General features: G+C 58.7%; 18 protein-coding genes. 15 read left to right on the forward strand and 3 right to left on the reverse strand.

What is annotated here, in order from left to right:
- On the reverse strand, nucleotides 1-1825 hold a 1825-nt coding region (gene secA, locus AAAB35_RS04185), incomplete at its 3' end, for a preprotein translocase subunit SecA (protein ID WP_340666968.1).
- 269 nt (nucleotides 1826-2094) lie between these two features.
- Here secA and AAAB35_RS04190 point away from each other — a divergent pair.
- From AAAB35_RS04190 to AAAB35_RS04210, 5 genes are all read left to right on the forward strand, one after another.
- The gene (locus tag AAAB35_RS04190; RefSeq protein WP_340666969.1) at nucleotides 2095-3015 is read left to right on the forward strand and encodes a peptidylprolyl isomerase; all 921 of its coding nucleotides are present in this window, start codon (nucleotides 2095-2097) and stop codon (nucleotides 3013-3015) included.
- Nucleotides 3016-3093: 78 nt separating this feature from the next.
- A complete protein-coding gene (gene argJ / locus AAAB35_RS04195) occupies nucleotides 3094-4335 on the forward strand; it encodes a bifunctional glutamate N-acetyltransferase/amino-acid acetyltransferase ArgJ (protein ID WP_340666970.1) in 1242 nt (413 codons plus the stop codon).
- 27 nt (nucleotides 4336-4362) lie between these two features.
- Complete coding sequence (locus AAAB35_RS04200; RefSeq protein WP_340666971.1) at nucleotides 4363-5118, forward strand: GNAT family N-acetyltransferase; 756 nt, start codon at nucleotides 4363-4365, stop codon at nucleotides 5116-5118.
- Entirely contained in the window at nucleotides 5111-5527 is a 417-nt protein-coding gene (locus AAAB35_RS04205; protein ID WP_340666972.1) for a (deoxy)nucleoside triphosphate pyrophosphohydrolase, read from the forward strand. Before AAAB35_RS04200 ends, AAAB35_RS04205 begins: the two co-directional genes overlap by 8 nt.
- A gap of 90 nt (nucleotides 5528-5617) precedes the next feature.
- Nucleotides 5618-5944, forward strand: coding sequence for a hypothetical protein (locus tag AAAB35_RS04210; protein ID WP_340666973.1), 327 nt, complete (start codon nucleotides 5618-5620; stop codon nucleotides 5942-5944).
- 3 nt (nucleotides 5945-5947) lie between these two features.
- Here the strand turns inward: AAAB35_RS04210 and AAAB35_RS04215 are convergent, their stop codons facing one another.
- Complete coding sequence (locus AAAB35_RS04215; RefSeq protein ID WP_340666974.1) at nucleotides 5948-6838, reverse strand: methyltransferase domain-containing protein; 891 nt, start codon at nucleotides 6836-6838, stop codon at nucleotides 5948-5950.
- Between the two features lie 63 nt (nucleotides 6839-6901).
- Between AAAB35_RS04215 and AAAB35_RS04220 the strand changes: the two genes are divergently transcribed.
- From AAAB35_RS04220 to AAAB35_RS04240, 5 genes are all read left to right on the forward strand, one after another.
- Nucleotides 6902-7681 carry a ComF family protein gene (locus tag AAAB35_RS04220; RefSeq protein WP_340666975.1) on the forward strand — a complete coding sequence of 260 codons (780 nt, stop codon included), beginning with the start codon at nucleotides 6902-6904 and terminating at the stop codon, nucleotides 7679-7681.
- Nucleotides 7682-7757: 76 nt separating this feature from the next.
- The gene (gene grxC, locus AAAB35_RS04225; protein ID WP_340666976.1) at nucleotides 7758-8027 is read left to right on the forward strand and encodes a glutaredoxin 3; all 270 of its coding nucleotides are present in this window, start codon (nucleotides 7758-7760) and stop codon (nucleotides 8025-8027) included.
- Nucleotides 8028-8041: 14 nt separating this feature from the next.
- Complete coding sequence (locus AAAB35_RS04230; RefSeq protein WP_340666977.1) at nucleotides 8042-8908, forward strand: carbon-nitrogen hydrolase family protein; 867 nt, start codon at nucleotides 8042-8044, stop codon at nucleotides 8906-8908.
- Nucleotides 8905-9318 (forward strand): DUF1178 family protein, encoded by a 414-nt coding sequence (locus AAAB35_RS04235; protein ID WP_340666978.1) that lies wholly within the window; start codon nucleotides 8905-8907, stop codon nucleotides 9316-9318. The genes AAAB35_RS04230 and AAAB35_RS04235 overlap by 4 nt, the downstream gene beginning before the upstream one ends.
- Before the next feature lie 55 nt (nucleotides 9319-9373).
- Nucleotides 9374-10288, forward strand: a complete 915-nt coding sequence (locus AAAB35_RS04240; protein WP_340666979.1) for a DMT family transporter — start codon at nucleotides 9374-9376, stop codon at nucleotides 10286-10288.
- Here AAAB35_RS04240 and ubiG read toward each other — a convergent pair.
- Nucleotides 10272-11018, reverse strand: coding sequence for a bifunctional 2-polyprenyl-6-hydroxyphenol methylase/3-demethylubiquinol 3-O-methyltransferase UbiG (gene ubiG / locus AAAB35_RS04245; RefSeq protein ID WP_340666980.1), 747 nt, complete (start codon nucleotides 11016-11018; stop codon nucleotides 10272-10274). The two genes, AAAB35_RS04240 and ubiG, sit on opposite strands and share 17 nt — an antisense overlap.
- Before the next feature lie 238 nt (nucleotides 11019-11256).
- Here ubiG and AAAB35_RS04250 point away from each other — a divergent pair, with 238 nt between their 5' ends.
- The 5 genes from AAAB35_RS04250 (at nucleotide 11257) to AAAB35_RS04270 (ending at nucleotide 17821) form a co-directional block, all read left to right on the forward strand.
- Entirely contained in the window at nucleotides 11257-12510 is a 1254-nt protein-coding gene (locus AAAB35_RS04250) for an aspartate kinase (protein ID WP_340666981.1), read from the forward strand.
- Between the two features lie 91 nt (nucleotides 12511-12601).
- A complete protein-coding gene (ptsP, locus tag AAAB35_RS04255; protein WP_340666982.1) occupies nucleotides 12602-14896 on the forward strand; it encodes a phosphoenolpyruvate--protein phosphotransferase in 2295 nt (764 codons plus the stop codon).
- Between the two features lie 9 nt (nucleotides 14897-14905).
- On the forward strand, nucleotides 14906-15985 hold the full coding sequence (gene prfA, locus AAAB35_RS04260) for a peptide chain release factor 1 (RefSeq protein WP_340666985.1): 1080 nt from the start codon (nucleotides 14906-14908) through the stop codon (nucleotides 15983-15985).
- Complete coding sequence (prmC, locus tag AAAB35_RS04265; protein WP_340666983.1) at nucleotides 15982-16845, forward strand: peptide chain release factor N(5)-glutamine methyltransferase; 864 nt, start codon at nucleotides 15982-15984, stop codon at nucleotides 16843-16845. The genes prfA and prmC overlap by 4 nt, the downstream gene beginning before the upstream one ends.
- Before the next feature lie 295 nt (nucleotides 16846-17140).
- Nucleotides 17141-17821: a DUF4167 domain-containing protein gene (locus AAAB35_RS04270; RefSeq protein ID WP_340666984.1), complete on the forward strand. Its 681-nt coding sequence runs from the start codon at nucleotides 17141-17143 to the stop codon at nucleotides 17819-17821.
- The last annotated feature ends 515 nt before the right edge of the window (nucleotides 17822-18336 follow it).

Below are 18336 nucleotides of genomic sequence, written 5' to 3' on the forward strand. Positions count from 1 at the left end.
TGAGGCCGAGTTTCTGCAGCATGCCGTCCATGCGCTCGGAGCCGAAAATGCGCATCAGATCGTCCTGCAGCGACAGGAAGAACTTCGAGCGGCCCGGATCGCCCTGACGGCCGGAACGGCCGCGCAACTGGTTGTCGATGCGGCGACTTTCATGGCGTTCGGTGGCAAGCACGTAAAGGCCGCCAGCAGCAAGTGCCTTTTCCTTGAGCCGTGCAATGTCCTCGCGGATTGCAATTTCCTTGGCCTTGCGCTCTTCGCCGGCAGGCATGTCGTCGAGTTCAGCCTTTATTCGCATGTCGAGATTGCCGCCGAGCTGGATGTCGGTACCGCGACCGGCCATGTTCGTGGCAATGGTCAATGCGCCGGGGACACCAGCCTGTGCGACGATAAAGGCTTCCTGCTCGTGATAGCGCGCGTTGAGGACCTGGAAATCCTTGAAGCCTTCCTTGCGGAGGCGTTCGGCAAGGTGTTCGGACTTCTCGATCGACGTCGTTCCGACGAGGATCGGCTGGCCCTTGGCCGTCGCTTCGCGGATATCGCGGATAATCGCCTTGTATTTTTCCTCGACAGTCCGGTAGACCTCGTCGTCCTCGTCCCTACGCTGTACCGGCAGATTGGTCGGAATTTCCGTGACTTCGAGGCCATAAATGTTGGCGAATTCCTCCGCTTCCGTTGAAGCGGTACCGGTCATCCCGGCGAGCTTCTTGTACATGCGGAAGTAATTCTGGAAGGTAATCGATGCGAGGGTCTGGTTTTCTGGCTGGATCGCCACATGTTCCTTGGCTTCGAGGGCTTGATGCAGGCCTTCCGAGAAGCGTCGGCCCGGCATCATGCGGCCGGTGAATTCATCGATGATGACGATTTCATCGCCGCGAACGATGTAGTCCTTGTCCTTCTGGAACAGTTTGTGGGCGCGCAACGCATTGTTGACGTGATGCACGACCGCAACGTTCTCGATATCGTAGAGACCTTCGCCCTTGAGATGACCCGCGTCCCGCAGAAGGTTTTCGAGCTTCTCGGTCCCTTCTTCGGTGAAGATCGCGGTCTTCTGCTTTTCGTCGACTTCGTAGTCCTCTGGCTTCAGCGGCAGGATGAAGGTGTCGATGAGGTTGTAGAAGTCGGAGCGATCGTCGAGCGGACCGGAGATGATAAGCGGCGTACGTGCCTCGTCGACGAGGATCGAATCGACTTCATCGACGATAGCGTAGTGGTGCGGGCGCTGGACCATCTGCGAGCGCTCATATTTCATGTTGTCGCGCAGATAGTCGAAGCCAAGCTCATTATTGGTGGCGTAGGTGATATCGGCATTGTAAGCCGCTGCGCGTTCCTCGTCGTCAAGACCATGGACGATGATGCCGTACGTTAGGCCGAGGAAATTGTAGAGCTGGCCCATCCAATGCGCATCACGCGTCGCAAGGTAGTCGTTCACGGTCACGACATGAACGCCCTTGCCCTCCAAGGCATTCAGATAGACGGGGAGGGTAGCAACCAGCGTCTTGCCTTCACCCGTGCGCATCTCCGAGATGCCGCCCTGGTGGAGAACCATGCCGCCGATCAACTGTACGTCGAAGGGACGCATGCCGAGTACACGCTTGGCGGCCTCGCGCACGACGGCAAATGCCGGAATCAGCAGGTCGTCGACCTTGGTGCCCTCGGCGAGTTGCGCGCGGAACTCCGCCGTTTTCGCCTTCAGCTGTTCGTCGGTGAGTGATGATATTTCTGCTTCAAGCGCGTTGATTGCCTCAACGCGGGGTTTGAAGCCTCTGACACGGCGCTCGTTCGAGGAGCCGAAAATCTTGCGGGCAAGGCCGCCGAAACTGACCATCCCTGGTCCTCTCTAATCCGTTTTGCCAGGAATCCCGGCATTTTTTGTGGCGCCCGCCGCCCGCATTAAGCATGCCTGTTACAATACGGACACCAAGCCAAATCTATAAGCATATGGTTGCCAAGCTATCTGGACGCAAAGCCGATGGACAGATAAGAGGGGGCTCGAATTATGTCAATGTTGAAGCAGCAAGCGATTGATCGCTTCGCCATAGCAAAATTCTGCCGCATTCCTAGCACGTACCGGTCCTTCCGAGGAGAAATTGACCCATGACGCATTTACGTAAAACTCTTTCATTGATGACTGCTGCACTGCTTTTGACCGGTGTTTCCACTCTGGCATTGGCTCAGGACGCAGGCAAAACAGAAGCTCCCAAAGCCGATGCAGCTCAGGCAGCACCGGCCAAGGTCGATCCCGACAAGGTTCTCGCGACCGTCAACGGTGAGAAAGTCACCGTGAAGGACGTGGACCAGATTGCCGCCGACCTTGATCCGCAATTCTCACGGCTGCCGGAAGAACAGCGGCGTTTGGCGGCTCTAGCTGCGATCATCGACATCAAGTCGCTGGCAGCGAAGGCCGAATCCGAAAAGCTCGACCAGACGCCTGATTTCAAGGCCCGCCTCGAATTCCTCAAGGACCGCGCGCTTCACAATGACTATTTCAAGCAGCAGGTCGTCGACAAGATCACGGATGCTGACATCCGCGCCCGCTACGACAAGGAAATCGCTGCGATGCCGCCGCAGAACGAAGTGCGTGCACGCCACATCCTGGTAAAAACCAAGGAAGAGGCTGAGGCCATCATCAAGGAGCTTGATGGCGGCGCGTCATTTGAGGATGTGGCCAAGGCCAAGTCGACGGACGGTTCGGCTGCCCAAGGCGGTGATCTCGGTTATTTCGGACCCGGCCAGATGGTGCCCGAATTCGAGAAGGCGGCCAACGAACTCGAAATCGGCAAATACAGCAAGGTACCGGTGCAGACCCAGTTCGGCTTCCACGTCATCAAGCTGGAAGACAAGCGCGTGCAGCAGCCGCCTGCATTCGACCAGGTCAAGGAACAGGTAAAGTCGCTCCTCATTCGTGAGCGCTATCTCGACCTCGTCAAGAAGGATCGGGGCGATCTGAAGATCGAATATGGCGATCCCGAAACCGAAAAGGCCATGAAGGCCGCCATGGAAGCGCAGCAGCAGTAATATATCGGGACCCGGCGCAGATGCGCCGGGTTCCTTCATCTTATCCAACCTTGTCACATGCGCTTTTCGAGGTCGCCGATGTCTACGTCTGTCTCTCCACTGGCACCGAAACATTACCCTGCCATGCCGGAAATCCATGGTGCCAGGATTGCCACTGCCGAGGCGGGCATCAAGTACAAGGGCCGCACTGACGTCCTTATGATCGTCTTCGACAAGCCAGCGGCGGTTGCTGGCGTCTTCACCAAGTCTAAATGTCCGTCAGCTGCGGTCGATTTCTGCCGCGACAGTCTCGAAGGCGGCAAGGCGCGTGCCGTCGTCGTCAATTCCGGCAATGCCAATGCCTTTACCGGGAAGAAGGGCCGTGAATCGACCAGGCTTACAGCTGCAGCGGCGGCGAAGGCGGTGGGCTGCAAGCCCGGCGAAGTCTTTCTCGCTTCGACAGGTGTTATTGGCGAACCGCTCGATGCAGGAAAATTCAGCCATCTCCTCGGAGACATGACCAAGAAGGCCGTTCCCGGCTACTGGCAGGAAGCTGCCAGCGCCATCATGACGACGGACACGTTCCCCAAGGTCGCAACGGAGACCGTCCTCCTTGGCGGCGTTCCGGTCACCATCAATGGCATCGCCAAGGGCGCTGGCATGATTGCGCCTGACATGGCAACGATGCTGTCGTTTGTTGCGACGGACGCACCGATCGAGTCGGATGTTTTGCAGAAGCTCCTGTCAAAATCCGTCGGGAAGAGCTTCAATTCCGTCACCGTCGACAGCGACACTTCAACCTCGGACACGCTCTTGCTCTTTGCGACGGGTTCCGCCGCCGAGCGCGGTGCCGAGCGGGTCACGAAGGCCAAGGACAAAAGGCTCAAGGATTTCAGTAAGGCACTCGACCGAGTCCTGAGGAACCTTGCCCTGCAGGTCGTTCGCGACGGCGAGGGCGCCCGCAAGATGCTCGAAATCACGGTGACCGGAGCAACATCGGACCGGTCGGCCAAGCGCATTGGACTTTCGATCGCCAATTCGCCACTCGTCAAGACTGCGGCTGCGGGTGAGGATGCCAATTGGGGCCGAATCGTCATGGCGGTCGGCAAGGCGGGCGAGCCGGCGGACCGTGACCGCCTCGCGATCTGGTTCGGCGACATCCGCGTTGCACGCGACGGCGAACGAGATCCGGACTATTCTGAAGAGGCAACCTCTGCTTACATGAAGAACGAGGATATCAAAATCCGCGTCGATATAGGCCTCGGCAAGGGCAAGGCGACCGTTTGGACCTGCGACCTCACGAAGGAATATGTCGCCATCAACGGCGATTACCGCAGCTAAGGTCGCTTGCTCATACAAGGATAGCGAATGCAACTGGCGAAGATCAGACAGATTGAGGCGGTTGGATTCAGGGCTTGGCCGGCTTCCTCGGTTCATTATGACGGAAGCTGGGCCATTCGCATTACTGCGAGCCATCCTTCAAAACGGCTCAATTCAGTTAATCCGCTCGATCCTGGCGACATCGCCGATATGGAAAACCGTGTCGCACGTGCTGCGCAACGCTTCCGGGCCTATGGCAGGCCACCGATCTTCAGGCTTTCGCCCCTGGCGCCGCGGGAACTTGACGCGTATCTCGAAAGTATCGGCTGGGCGCGATTTGATGAATCGATGGTCATGGTTGCCGATCTCGCGCATGTCGATGTCGGCGATGCAATCGATCAAATCCCGCTCAAGGATATAGGCAGGTTCATCGACGCCTCGATCAAGGTGCAAGGGGCCGACCCTTCGGTAAAGCCGGGTCTCTTCGAAGTCATCAGCGGGATCAAACCTTCGAAGGGTCTCTTCGTCATCGAGGAGAACGCCGAGCCGGCCGCCACGGCGATCGGCGTACAGGATGGAGCGCTCGTCGGCTTATTCAATATCACCACGGCAGCGAAGCATCGCCGCACGGGCCTCGGCCGCGCGATCGTTCGGTCGGCGTTGAAATGGGCAGAGCAGCACGGCGCGAAAAAGGCGTGGCTGCAGGTTGAGGTCGCCAATACCGCGGCGATCAAGCTTTACGAGCAGCTGGGATTCAAGGAAGCCTATCGTTACGCTTACAGACAGGCGCCCGATCATGAGTGAGCGCACCTCCCACTCCATCTTGTTGGTCACAGCCTGTGCACTCGTTGATGCCGACGGTCGTGTCCTTTTGACCCAGCGTCCGGAGGGCAAGTCTCTCGCGGGGCTTTGGGAGTTTCCTGGCGGCAAGGTCGATCCTGGCGAAACGCCCGAAGCCAGCCTCATTCGCGAACTACATGAAGAACTTGGCATTATCGTCAAATCCGCCTGCCTTGCACCGCTCACTTTCGCGAGCCATACCTATGAGACGTTCCATCTGCTGATGCCGCTGTTTATCTGCCGCCGCTATGAAGGCATTCCACGTCCCATGGAAGGGCAGGCGCTGAAATGGGTCAGGCCAAAAGATATGCGCGACTATCCCATGCCGCCGGCCGATATTCCACTGATCCCGTTTTTGATCGATCTTCTCTGAGCGCAACCTCAGATAGGGGATTGTTAATGAATCCTTCACCTGATTGAGCGACTTTTAGCCGAATTGGGGCATTAAAGTTTCAGGTGGGGCATGGCGCGCAAGGAAGACTATCGCGAGGATGATCCGCGGCTATCCGGGACGCTTCTGAACGCAGGTACCGGGCTGCTGCGCATCACGCTGTTGTTCGGTTCGGCGGCCATTGCGCTTGCACTTATTATTGCGCCACTTGCCGATCGCGGTTCGCAGGCCGTCGTCGACTATTCCGCCGCGCGATCCCTCGACGAGATTGCCACTGGCTCGGTCAGGAAAGCTGATCCGTCCACTTCAACCTACACAATTCACCGTAGTGTACTGCAGCGCTCACCGAATGCGGTCTGCATTATCAAGAGCGATGGGTCGCAGAGCGGCGATTGCTGATCCCTACTTCTTTTCAAGGCTTTCGACGCTCGTAAGAAAATCCGCGAGCTTAGCTTTGGCCGAACCTGGTTTCAGGGGTTTCTGCTGAGAATCATGCGCGGCCCAGCCCGACATCCAGATAAACGAGAACGTCGCCCGGATGCGCCCGTCCGGGTCGCTGAAACGCTCCGCATAGATTTCCGCCGCTCGCATGAAAAACCGGCGCGAGACCGGCTTGCGTGACCGGCCGAGGAGGGCGTTCTGCATGCCCATGGCGCGCAGATCGCGCATCAACGCGAATAGAGAATCGTAACGAACGGTGTAAGTTTCGACGTCGGTGACCGGAAGCGTGAAACCGGCCCGCTGCAGAAGACCGCCCGCATCGCGCACATCCGCGAACGGTGCAACACGGGGCGACGCTCCGCCATAGATTTCGCTTTCGGCCGCGAGCAGGCATTCGCGCAATTCACCAAGCGTATTCTCACCTGCCATCGCCCCGAGGAATAGGCCGTCGGGCTTGAGCGCCCTCCTGATTTGCAGCAGCGTGCCCGGCGTGTCGTTGGTCAGGTGCAGCGAAAGGAGGGATACGATCAGGTCGACGCTTCCCGTTTTCAGGGGCAGCACCTCTTCGTCAGCGACAATCGCCGGAAACGACGCATCGAGAAAGCCTGCATCCTGTTCAACGCGAATCACCGCCCCGGTCTTGTGCGACCGCTGCAATGCCTGCGCTGCGAGGCCGTTGTAGCCGACCAGGTCGACAGCGACATCGAACCTGCGCTCGACGGCGGCGAGGCGTTCCTCAAGATCATCAGCTACCCGCGCCAGTAGGAAATCAGCCGAGCTACCATGCTGGCGGAGTGCTCGCAGACGTCGGGCTAGCAACAATTGCCGGTCGAAAACCTGATGCCGTTCCATTTCGAATTTCTCTGATCGCAGTATAGTCAACCCGGTAGATGCGTCGCTTTGGAACGAAATGCAATGAAAACTGGTGCGGAAACTTTGAAGAAGACGGCGCTTTGCCTTGCCCGCTCGATAATGCGCCAGATTTCCGGGCTATTGTTCCCACCGGTGTGTTCCGGATGCGAAAGGCTTGTCGCCGAGCCGGGAAGTCTGTGCGGTTCCTGCTGGTCAAACGTGCGCTTCATCGAGAAACCATATTGTCCTGTCCTCGGAACACCATTCAGCCACGACCTCGGCAGTGAAATCGTTTCTGCGGAAGCAATTGCCGATCCGCCGCCGTTCGGGCGTGCCCGATCGGTTGCCGTACATGAAGGCGTCATCGCCGAAATGGTGCACCGGCTGAAATACAATGACCGCACCGACCTCGGGCCATGGATGGCGCGCTGGATGTTGCGCGCCGGCGTCGAACTTCTCGATGGTTGCGATATCATCGTACCGGTGCCGCTGCATGCCCGGCGCTTCTGGTTTCGCCGCTTCAATCAATCGGCTGAGCTTGCCCGGCACCTCGCACGAACGGGTGGCAAAGCCTTCGATCCGGACGCGCTGAGGCGCGTCAAACCGACCAAACAGCAGGTAGGCCTTGGTATGAATGCACGCAGGCTCAACATGAGCGACGCTTTCAAGGTGCCCGAAGCCCAGGAAATCAAGGTGAAGGGAAGGAGCGTGCTTCTGATTGACGATGTCTATACAACCGGAGCGACCGTCAAAGCCGCGTCGCGCGCGCTGCTGCGAGGCGGCGCATCACGGGTAGATGTCCTCACCTTCAGCCGCGCCTTGTCTAAAGAATTGCCAGTTTGAGGGCGAGATGCCGCAAAGAACGGGTCTTTTCGCGTTAATTTTTCATGCCTATATAAGAGCAACGTGGAGTAATTGAATGGTTGATGTGACGATCTATACGCGTAACGGTTGCGGCTATTGCACGGCGGCCAAGAGCCTGCTTGCGGAGAAGGGCGTTGCCTTTGTCGAACACAATGCGACACTTGTGCCGTCTGCACGTCAGGAAATGCTGGCGCGCGCCAATGGGCGTACGACATATCCGCAGATATTCATCGGCCAGACCCATGTCGGCGGTTGTGATGATCTGTATGCGCTCGAAAACCAGGGCCGTCTCGACCCACTGTTGAAGACCGGCGAACTCGCTTGAGGATGGATGATAAAATGACGTCATTTCGTGCAGCCGCAATCCAGATGCGCTCCGGCGTGGATCCTGAGCGCAATGCCGCTGACCTCGCTGAATATGTGGCGGAGGCGGCGGGCAAGGGTGCTGTCTATATCCAGACCCCGGAAATGACTGGCGCGTTGCAGCGGGACCGCAAGGCGCTGGCCAGCGTGCTCAGGGGCGAAAACGATGACGTAATCGTCAAAACTGCGGCCGGGCTTGCAGCCAAACACGCTATCCACCTCCACATCGGTTCTACGCCGATCGCCCGCGATGATGGCAAGATTGCCAACCGCGCTTTCCTGTTCGGACCGGATGGCAAGGTTTTGACGCGCTACGACAAGATTCATATGTTCGATGTCGATCTCGACAACGGCGAGAGCTGGCGCGAGTCCGCGATATACGCTCCCGGTTCCGACACGGTCGTCGTCGATTTACCGTTTGCGCGCCTCGGGCTGGCCATCTGCTACGACGTGCGTTTCCCGCAGCTTTTCCGGGCCCAGGCGCTTGCCGGCGCAACAATCATATCCGCTCCCGCGGCTTTCACCCGCCAGACCGGCGAGGCGCATTGGCATGTATTGCAGCGGGCCCGAGCAATCGAAAACGGCGCTTTCATGATTTCGGCGGCGCAGGGCGGCGTACACGAAGATGGGCGCGAGACCTATGGCCATTCGCTGATCGTTGCTCCATGGGGCGAAGTCTTGGCGGAAGCCGCCCATGCTGACCCGGCGATTATTGTTGCCGATATCGATCCGGCATTGAGTGCCGCCGCCCGCGCAAAGGTACCCAACCTCAAGAATGCCCGCCCGTTTGGATTGATCGTTGAGAACGATGGGGAAAAGACAAGGCTCGACGTGGCATCATGATCCGGTTTTCGCTCCACTGCGATCACGAACACGAATTTGAGGGGTGGTTCCGCAGCAATGATGACTTCGATTCTCAAGTTGAAAAGCGTCTGGTGAACTGCCCGGAATGCGGCTCGCATAAAATCGGCAAGTCCCTGATGGCACCATCGCTGACCACGGGGCGCCAGAAGGAAAAGATTGCCGTTGCCATGAGCAAGATGGTTAGCGAGCTCAAGGAAATGACCAAGAAGGTGCGTGAGAACGCCGACTACGTCGGCGGCGACTTTGCCGAGGAGGCGCGCAAGATCCATTTTGGCGAGGTTGAGAAGCGCGGCATATACGGCGAAGCCTCCCAGGAGGAAGTCAAATCGCTTCTTGATGATGGCGTTGATGTCATGCCGCTTCCAGTCTTTCCCGAAGAGCACAATTGATCTTGCATTGGAACTAGCATCTAAGGTTCTCGTCTCGGAACCAGGTGATTCTTCGATGCAACTGCTTAACTCCGCCGCCGTGCTGCTGGTTCTGACCGGCACCTTTCTCGGATTGACGCTTCCCTTCGGCAAACTTGCATTCGCGGCTGGCATTGCGCCGTCGGTCTGGGCATTCGTCATCTCGCTCGGCGCAGGGACGGTACTGCTTGCGGCCTTTCTCATCATGGGCAAGCGGCCGAAGCTGAACGCACGCATGCTGCGCTATTACATCATCGCGGCGTTCGTTTCCTATGCCGTCCCCAATCTGATGACGCTTTCGGCGATCCCGCATCTCGGATCGGGGTATACGGGCATCATGTATACGCTGTCGCCGGTGTTCACGCTGCTGCTCTCGGTATTGTTGAAGTTGCGCAGCCCGAACACGCTCGGCCTCCTTGGCATTCTTGTCGGCTTTGCCGGCGCAGTCATCGTCGGCTCCACCCGCGGTCAGGTTGGGCAGCCTGCCGATCCGTTCTGGGTTGTGATCGGGTTGCTTATTCCGGTTCTGCTCGCGCTCGGAAACGTCTACCGGACGATAGACTGGCCGGCCGGTGCCGACCCGACCGAGCTTGCGGCCTGCAGCCACCTGATGACGGCGATCATGCTCGTCCCGGTTATTTTTTTCATGACGGGCGAATTCCCAATTGCGCCCCTCGCTGGAGTACCGTGGCTGGTTGTCGCTCAGGTATTGGCTTCGGCCTGCATGTTTGCGCTGTATTTCCGGCTCCAGGCTGTCGGCGGGCCCGTATATCTCAGCCAGATCGGCTATGTCGGGGCAGCGGTCGCCCTTCTTGCCGGAACATTGTTTCTCGGCGAAGGTTATCAGTTTGCGACCTGGGCGGGAGCCGCCATCATCACGATCGGCGTCCTCATGACGACGAAGGCCCAGCGCATGGAGGCGAAAGAGCCAGAGGTTACTGAGGCCGCGTAGCGAGCACCATGTAGTTGACGTCGGTGTCGCGGGAACGGTTCCAGCTGTCGCTGAGCGGGCTGTAGGTCACGCCCACCTTTTCGAGGACTTGCAATCCGGATCGCACCAACGCCGTTTCGAGTTCGTCCGGACGCACCAGCTTGTCATACTGGTGCGTTCCGCGCGGGAGCCACCGTAACACGTACTCGGCACCGAGTATGGCAAGCCCGAATGCCTTCAATGTACGGTTGATGGTGGCGACGAAGGTCAGGCCACCGGGTTTCACCATCTGCGCGCACGCAGACATGTAAAGCTCCACATCGGCGACGTGCTCGACCACTTCCATGTTGAGGACGATGTCGAATTGCTCGCCGGCTTCCGCTAAAGCCTCGGCCGTCGTCGCGCGATAATCGATGGCAAGGCCGCTTTGCCCTGCGTGAATTTTTGCAACCTCGATATTGGTCTCGCCGGCGTCAGCGCCGACGACAGTCGCACCGAGCCGCGCCATCGGCTCACAGAGGAGGCCGCCGCCGCAGCCGATATCGAGAATGCGCAGTCCGGAAAAGGGCATTGGTCGGTGAGGGTCGATGGCGTAGTGAGCGCAGACTTTTTCCTTGATATAGGCGAGGCGTGTTGGATTGAACTTGTGCAACGGGCGGAACTTGCCCTGCGGGTTCCACCACTCGGCGGCCATGCGCGAGAAGCGCTCGACTTCTGCGGCATCAATGGTACTGCGTTCGGTTGTCGCCATGGCCTTATCCTCTTTGACTGTTTTCGAGTGGCCCCTTCCGACAGAAAATGTCAAGGCGCAAATAGAGCAATATCAGCCGGCGCGAAGAATGGCATTCGAGACCGCGCTGATCATTCGCATTCTTGCAGTCGGCCGATAATTTCGTTATGGGAGGCCGCATTCATTCGGCAAAGAGCCATTTCATTTCAGGTGACTCTTTTCCGATCCAGTTTCAGGCCTTTCCAGAACGGTAATTTCCATGGCACGCATCGTGATGAAATTCGGCGGCACTTCGGTGGCCGATATTGACCGCATCCGCAATGTGGCCAGGCATGTCAAACGCGAGGTCGACGCAGGGCACGAGGTTGCGGTCGTTGTCTCGGCAATGGCGGGAAAGACCAATGAACTTGTGGCTTGGACGCGGCAGACCTCGCCGATGCACGACGCGCGTGAATACGACGCCATCGTGGCATCCGGGGAGCAGGTAACGTCCGGGCTGCTTGCCATTGCGCTACAGTCCATGGGCATTCATGCCCGCTCCTGGCAGGGCTGGCAAATCCCGATCAAAACCGACAGCGCGCATGGCGCGGCCCGGATTGTCGATATCGACGGTTCATTCCTGATCGAACGGTTCAAGGAAGGCCAGGTTGCGGTTGTCGCCGGTTTTCAGGGCATCGGCCCCGACAACCGCATTGCGACGCTGGGACGCGGCGGTTCGGATACAAGCGCAGTTGCCATTGCGGCTGCGGTGAAGGCTGATCGCTGCGACATCTATACGGATGTCGATGGCGTCTATACGACCGACCCGCGCGTCGAGCCCAAGGCGCGCCGGCTTTCGCGTATCTCCTTCGAAGAGATGCTGGAGATGGCGTCGCTCGGTGCCAAAGTGCTGCAGGTGCGTTCGGTCGAACTTGCCATGGTGCACAAAGTGCGCACATTTGTCAGATCCAGCTTCGAAGATCCCGATGCACCGGGCATGGGCGATCTGATCAATCCGCCCGGAACACTTATTTGCGACGAGGAAGAAATCGTGGAACAGCAGGTTGTCACAGGAATTGCCTACGCCAAGGACGAGGCTCAGATTTCGTTGCGGCGTGTTGCTGACCGTCCCGGCATCTCCGCCGGTATCTTCGGCCCGCTCGCCGAGGCCCACATCAACGTCGACATGATCGTCCAGAATATCTCCGAGGACGGATCAAAAACCGACATGACGTTCACGGTGCCGACCGGCGATCTCGAGAAGGCGCTGGTCGTGCTCGAAAAGGTTAAACAGGACGTCGGCTTCGACGTGATCCAGTCCGAGGCGGGCATGGTCAAAGTCTCCGTCATCGGCATTGGCATGCGCAGCCATGCGGGCGTCGCAGCCACGGCGTTCCGCGCCCTTGCCGACAAGGGGATCAACATCCGCGCGATCACGACTTCCGAGATCAAGATCTCCATCCTTATTGACGGCCCCTACGCGGAACTCGCCGTACGCACTTTGCATTCTGTGTACGGTCTCGATAAGCATTAACGAGCGAGATTCTGTTTGTCGGCGTCAGCGCCGACTGACATGATAGATCGACTGATTTGGTAAGGTCCCGGCGCCCTTGCCACGACTGACAATGGGAGAAAGGCATCCGGTGCCTACACGCGACCCGATAAGTGGCCCTCGTGTGATGCTGAAGCGCCTCCGCGAATTGATGGCGGAGGCTCTTGAGCCACAAGAGAGGCTCGACCGCATTGTTCGCGAGATTGCGCAGAACATGGTCGCGGAAGTGTGCTCGTTCTACGTGCTGCGCTCGGATGGCGTGCTCGAACTCTATGCAACCGAGGGCCTCAATCCCTCTGCCGTTCACCTGGCGCAACTTCGCCTCGGCCAGGGCCTCGTCGGCACCATTGCCGCAAGTGCAAGGCCGCTGAACCTGACTGATGCTCAGGCCCATCCGGCATTCGCCTATCTGCCTGAAACGGGCGAAGAAATTTACAATTCGTTCCTGGGTGTGCCGATCTTGCGGGCAGGGCGCACACTCGGTGTTCTGGTTGTGCAGAACCGAACAAAACGGGTCTATCGCGAAGACGAGGTCGAAGCGCTCGAGACCACGGCAATGGTCCTTGCGGAGATGGTCGCAGCCGGTGAAATCCCGCGGATTGCGCGTCCGGGCGTCGAACTCGATCTTGGCAAGCCGATGAGCTTTAGCGGTAGCGCCTTCAACGACGGAGTCGGCCTCGGCCACGTCGTCCTGCACGAGCCGCGTATCGTCGTCACCAATCTCTTCAACGAAGACATCAATGCGGAAATCGACAGGCTCGAGAGTTCGCTCGGATCGCTGCGCATTTCAATCGACGATATGCTGTCGCGCCGCGACGTAGCATTCGAGGGTGAGCATCGCGAGGTGCTCGAGGCCTACCGTATGTTCGCACATGACACCGGCTGGGTGCGGCGTCTCGAAGAGGCGATCCGCAATGGCCTGACGGCGGAAGCCGCGGTCGAGAAGGTGCAGAGCGATACGCGCGCCCGCATGATGCATCTGACCGACCCGTATATGCGCGAGCGTCTCAGCGATTTCGATGACCTTGCCAACCGGCTGCTGCGCCAGTTGATGGGGCGCGACGTCAAGACGATGGCGGGCACGCTTGCAAAGGATGCGATTATCATCGCCCGCTCGATGGGCGCGGCCGAACTGCTCGACTACCCCCGCGAGCGGCTGCGCGGCCTAGTTCTCGAAGATGGAGCTGCAACCAGCCATGTGGTCATCGTTGCGCGTGCCATGGGCATCCCGGTGGCGGGCCAGGTCAAGGGCGTCGTTTCCATGGCGGAAAACAACGACGCCGTGATTGTCGATGGGGATGACGGGCGCGTGCACCTTCGGCCGCAATCCGACGTCGAAGCCGCCTATTCTGAGAAGGTGCGGTTCCGCGCCAAGCGCCAGGCTCTCTATCGCGAATTGCGCGACAAGCCATCGATCACCAAGGATGGCGTGGAAATCTCGCTGTTGATGAATGCCGGGCTCCTGGTCGATCTCCCACAGCTGGCCGAAGCGGGGGCTGCGGGTATCGGCCTGTTCAGGACTGAGCTCCAGTTCATGGTGGCATCGACATTTCCACGCGCTGAGCAGCAGGAGCGACTCTATCGATCCGTGCTCGATGCAGCCGGCGACCGCCCGGTCACCTTCCGCACGCTCGATATTGGCGGCGACAAGGTGCTGCCCTATTTCCGCAGCAATGTGAACGAGGAAAACCCGGCGATGGGCTGGCGCGCCCTGCGCCTGACGCTCGATCGACCGGGCTTGCTGCGCACGCAGGTGCGCGCCCTGCTCAAGGCTGCCGGCGGACGCGAGCTTCGGTTGATGCTGCCGATGGTCACGGAAGTGCATGAGGTGCGCAAGGCGAGCGAACTCATCAACCGCGAGGTCCAGCACCTGTCGCGCTTTGCCTATGATCTGCCGACGCGCGTCAAGATCGGGGCCATGGTCGAGGTTCCCTCGCTGCTTTGGCAGCTCGATGAATTGATGGCTGAAGTCGATTTCGTTTCGGTCGGCTCCAACGACCTGTTTCAGTTCGTGATGGCGGTAGATCGGGGCAATTCGATCATCAACAACCGTTTCGACAATCTTTGCGTGCCATTCTTGCGGGTGCTGCGCCAGATCGCCGAGGCAGGCGAGCGCAACCATACGAATGTGACGTTGTGCGGCGAGATGGCTGGCAAACCCTTGTCGGCCATGGCGTTGATCGGGCTCGGCTATCGTTCCATATCCATGTCGCCGGCCGCGATCGGTCCGGTCAAGGCCATGCTTGGCTCGCTCGACGTCGGCGAACTCAGCGCGCAGCTCAAAGATGCGATCGACAATCACGGCGAGACGGGAACGTTGCGCCATGTTCTGACCAAGTTCGCAGAGCGAGCCGGCGTCCCACTCTAGAGGTTCTTGATAATGTCCATTCCGCAGGATCGTATGGATCAGCTGCTGAAGCGTTTTTCCATGATGGAAACGCAGATGTCGAGCAATCCCGATTCCGAGACCTATGTGAAGCTTGCATCGGAGTATTCCGAACTGGAGCCCGTCGTCGCCAAGATTCGCGAGCTTCTCGCCGCGCGCAGCGAAGCTGACGGGCTTCAGGCGATGCTCGACGACGCATCGATCGACCGGGACATGCGCGAGCTTGCCGAGGCCGAACTGCCCGAGATCGACGAACGGATCAGTGAACTCGAAAAGGACATACAGGTTCTTCTCTTGCCGAAGGACGTTGCCGACGAGCGCAACGCGATCCTCGAAATCCGCGCCGGAACGGGCGGGTCGGAAGCTGCGCTTTTTGCTGGCGATCTCTTTCGCATGTACGAACGCTACGCCGCCGCGAACGGCTGGCGCGTCGAGCTGATTTCAGCAAGCGATGGTGAGGCTGGCGGCTACAAGGAAGTTATCGCCATGGTTTCCGGCAAGGGCGTCTTTGCAAAGCTCAAGTTCGAATCGGGGGTTCACCGTGTGCAGCGCGTACCCGACACGGAAGCCAGCGGACGCATCCATACATCGGCGGCCACGGTCGCCGTTTTGCCGGAAGCGGAAGAGATCGACATCGATATCCGCCAGGAAGACATCCGTATCGATACCATGCGTGCTTCCGGCTCCGGTGGCCAGCATGTCAATACCACCGATTCGGCCGTCCGAATCACACACCTCCCCTCAGGCATCGTTGTCGTGCAGGCGGAAAAATCCCAGCACCAGAACCGGGCGCGCGCCATGCAGGTGCTGCGCTCGCGCCTTTTCGATATGCAGCGCCAGAAAGCGGATAGCGAGCGCTCGGAAGCGCGCCGCAGCCAGGTGGGCTCCGGCGATCGTTCGGAGCGTATCCGTACCTACAATTTCCCGCAGGGACGTGTGACGGATCACCGCATCAACCTGACGCTGTACAAGCTCGATCGCATCATGGAAGGCGATCTCGACGAACTCATCGGCGCCTTGATCTCCGATCATCAGACGGCGTTGCTTGCCCAGATGAACGATGCGCTATGACGATGGCGCGCCTTGCCGACGTGCACAAACAGGCGCGTGATCGACTTTTGGGCGCCGGCATTGAAACCGCTGCGCTCGATGCTCGCCTTCTGGTTGAATGGATCACCGATACCGATCAACTCGAATCGATCCGAAATCCTGATCGGCCGATCGATTTGGAAGCGAATACTCGACTGGACTTGGCGCTTACCCGGCGAATGAACGGCGAATCCGTTCACCGGATTATCGGCAAGCGGGCTTTTTTCGATATTGAACTGAGCCTGTCGAGAGAAACGCTCGAACCGCGCCCCGATACCGAAGCGATCGTGGAGCTTGTACTCCCGTTTTTGCGCGATCGCATTACCGAACTTGGCGTTGCCGATCTTCTTGACCTCGGTACGGGAACCGGCGCCATTGCCTTGGCGCTGCTTAATCAATTCAGTCAACTACGAGCCGTGGGCATCGACATATCGCTCGAGGCCCTTGATACGGCGCGTGAAAATGCCCAACTGAATGGTGTATCGGAGCGATTTGCCTGTCTGCATTCGGATTGGTTTTCCGCCGCAACTGGGCGTTACGATCTTATCGTCTCCAACCCGCCCTATATACGTTCGGCCGACATTGAAGGACTACAACGCGAAGTTGTGTTGCATGATCCTGTCCGGGCGCTTGATGGCGGTGAGGACGGCCTTGGGCCATACCGAATCATCGCTGCTCAAGCCGGGCGTTATCTGCGTCAGGGCGGGGCAGTCGCCGTGGAGATCGGTTTTGATCAACGCGCGGACGTCGAGGCGATTTTCGTCGCATCAGATTTTGTGCTGAAGGCCGCAAAGACGGATATTGGCGGCCACGAAAGGGCGCTTTTGTTCACAGCGGCATAAAAATCTTGAAAAAAGGCTTGGAATTTTGCGCGAAGACGGATAGTTTCCGATTACCGCTCTAAACCGAACAAATCTGGTTCTGCCTATCAAGAAGTTGGTAGGGAATTTCCGGGTGTTTGATTTTTCTTCGGAAACAGCTTTGGAGAAACGGTTTTTGCGGCAGCACAAAAGTTTTATGAAACTTTGGATGCGATTGAAGCGCGGGGCGCGCTTCAGGTCGGCACTTGAGAAGCGAAGCTTTTTGACTCAAATGGTGAGCAAAACAGCGCCCCTGATTTTCTGAAAAGAGATAAGTATGAGGCCAGTACAGCAGAATAGGCGCATGCGCGGACGCGGTAACAACAACCGAAAAGGTCCGAACCCACTATCCCGCAATTACGAAAGCAACGGACCCGACGTAAAAATTCGGGGAAATGCTCAGCATATCGCCGAAAAATACACCACTCTGGCACGTGATGCCCAGAGCAGCGGCGACCGGGTGATAGCCGAGAACTATCTTCAGCACGCCGAGCACTACAATCGAATCATTCTAGCGGCGCAAGCTCAGGCGCCCGTCCAGTTCCAGCGCGACGATCGCGACGACCAGGACGAGGATATGGGCTATGACGATGAGACCGGCAACGAAGCCGAGCGCATCGTGCATCAGCCGATCAATGGCAGCGGGCCACAGCCGGTGATACAGGGTACGCCCGCAGAAGTCGCCTATGACGACGACACTGCAAGTCAGCGCCATCCACAACCTCAACCTGAAGCCCAACCGGAAGAGGCTGAGGCGCCTGTTGCAATGGAAAGCGCCGAGGCCAAGCCTGCACGCCGTGCGCCTCGTGGCCGTGGCCCGGCCCGCGTCCGTGAACCGCGTGCGACCGAAGAGAACGGCGCAACACCAAGCGCGACGGATGCTGCGAACGATCTTTCGCCGGCAAGCATTGTTGCCGAGGTTAAAAAGCGCCGGGCCGCCGCCGAATCCGACGTCTGACTTGAGTTTATATTGACTTGCGCCGCCTGTGTTCGTTCACAGGCGGCGTCCTCATTTTTGCAAGAGAGTCATCGTGTTTTGGCAAACCCCCGCTGCCTATACGGCATTCGGTCAATTGTCGTGGATCCTCGGCTCAAGCCCGAGGACGATGGGCAGGAAAGGGTATGGACATTTGGCCGGCGTAGTCAGTAGCCTCCCTCGTCTTTTGTATCTGTCGACTTCGCCAGCTTCGCCCTTGGCCTAGCTCTCGGCGGTCCTCTTCCGGCCCACGGTGATCCTGGGCTTGCCCCGAGGATCCATACCTTCCCGCGACACACCAAACACGGTCGTTGGGCCGACACCCGCGCGTGAAAGCGCACACCATAATCCATATCGATAATTCGCTTTGCATCTGGCATGATAAAAGCTCCGATTTCGACCTTGCGAGCCTAGGAACAGCTTCCCATATCTCACTCGAGCGAATGGGTTCGCCTCTCGCAGGGGACCCGTCACCAGAACACCGCGCGATGCCACTT

The sequence above is a fragment of the Phyllobacterium sp. genome (genome assembly GCF_037994425.1).
In the GTDB taxonomy this organism is placed as follows: Bacteria; Pseudomonadota; Alphaproteobacteria; order Rhizobiales; family Rhizobiaceae; genus Phyllobacterium.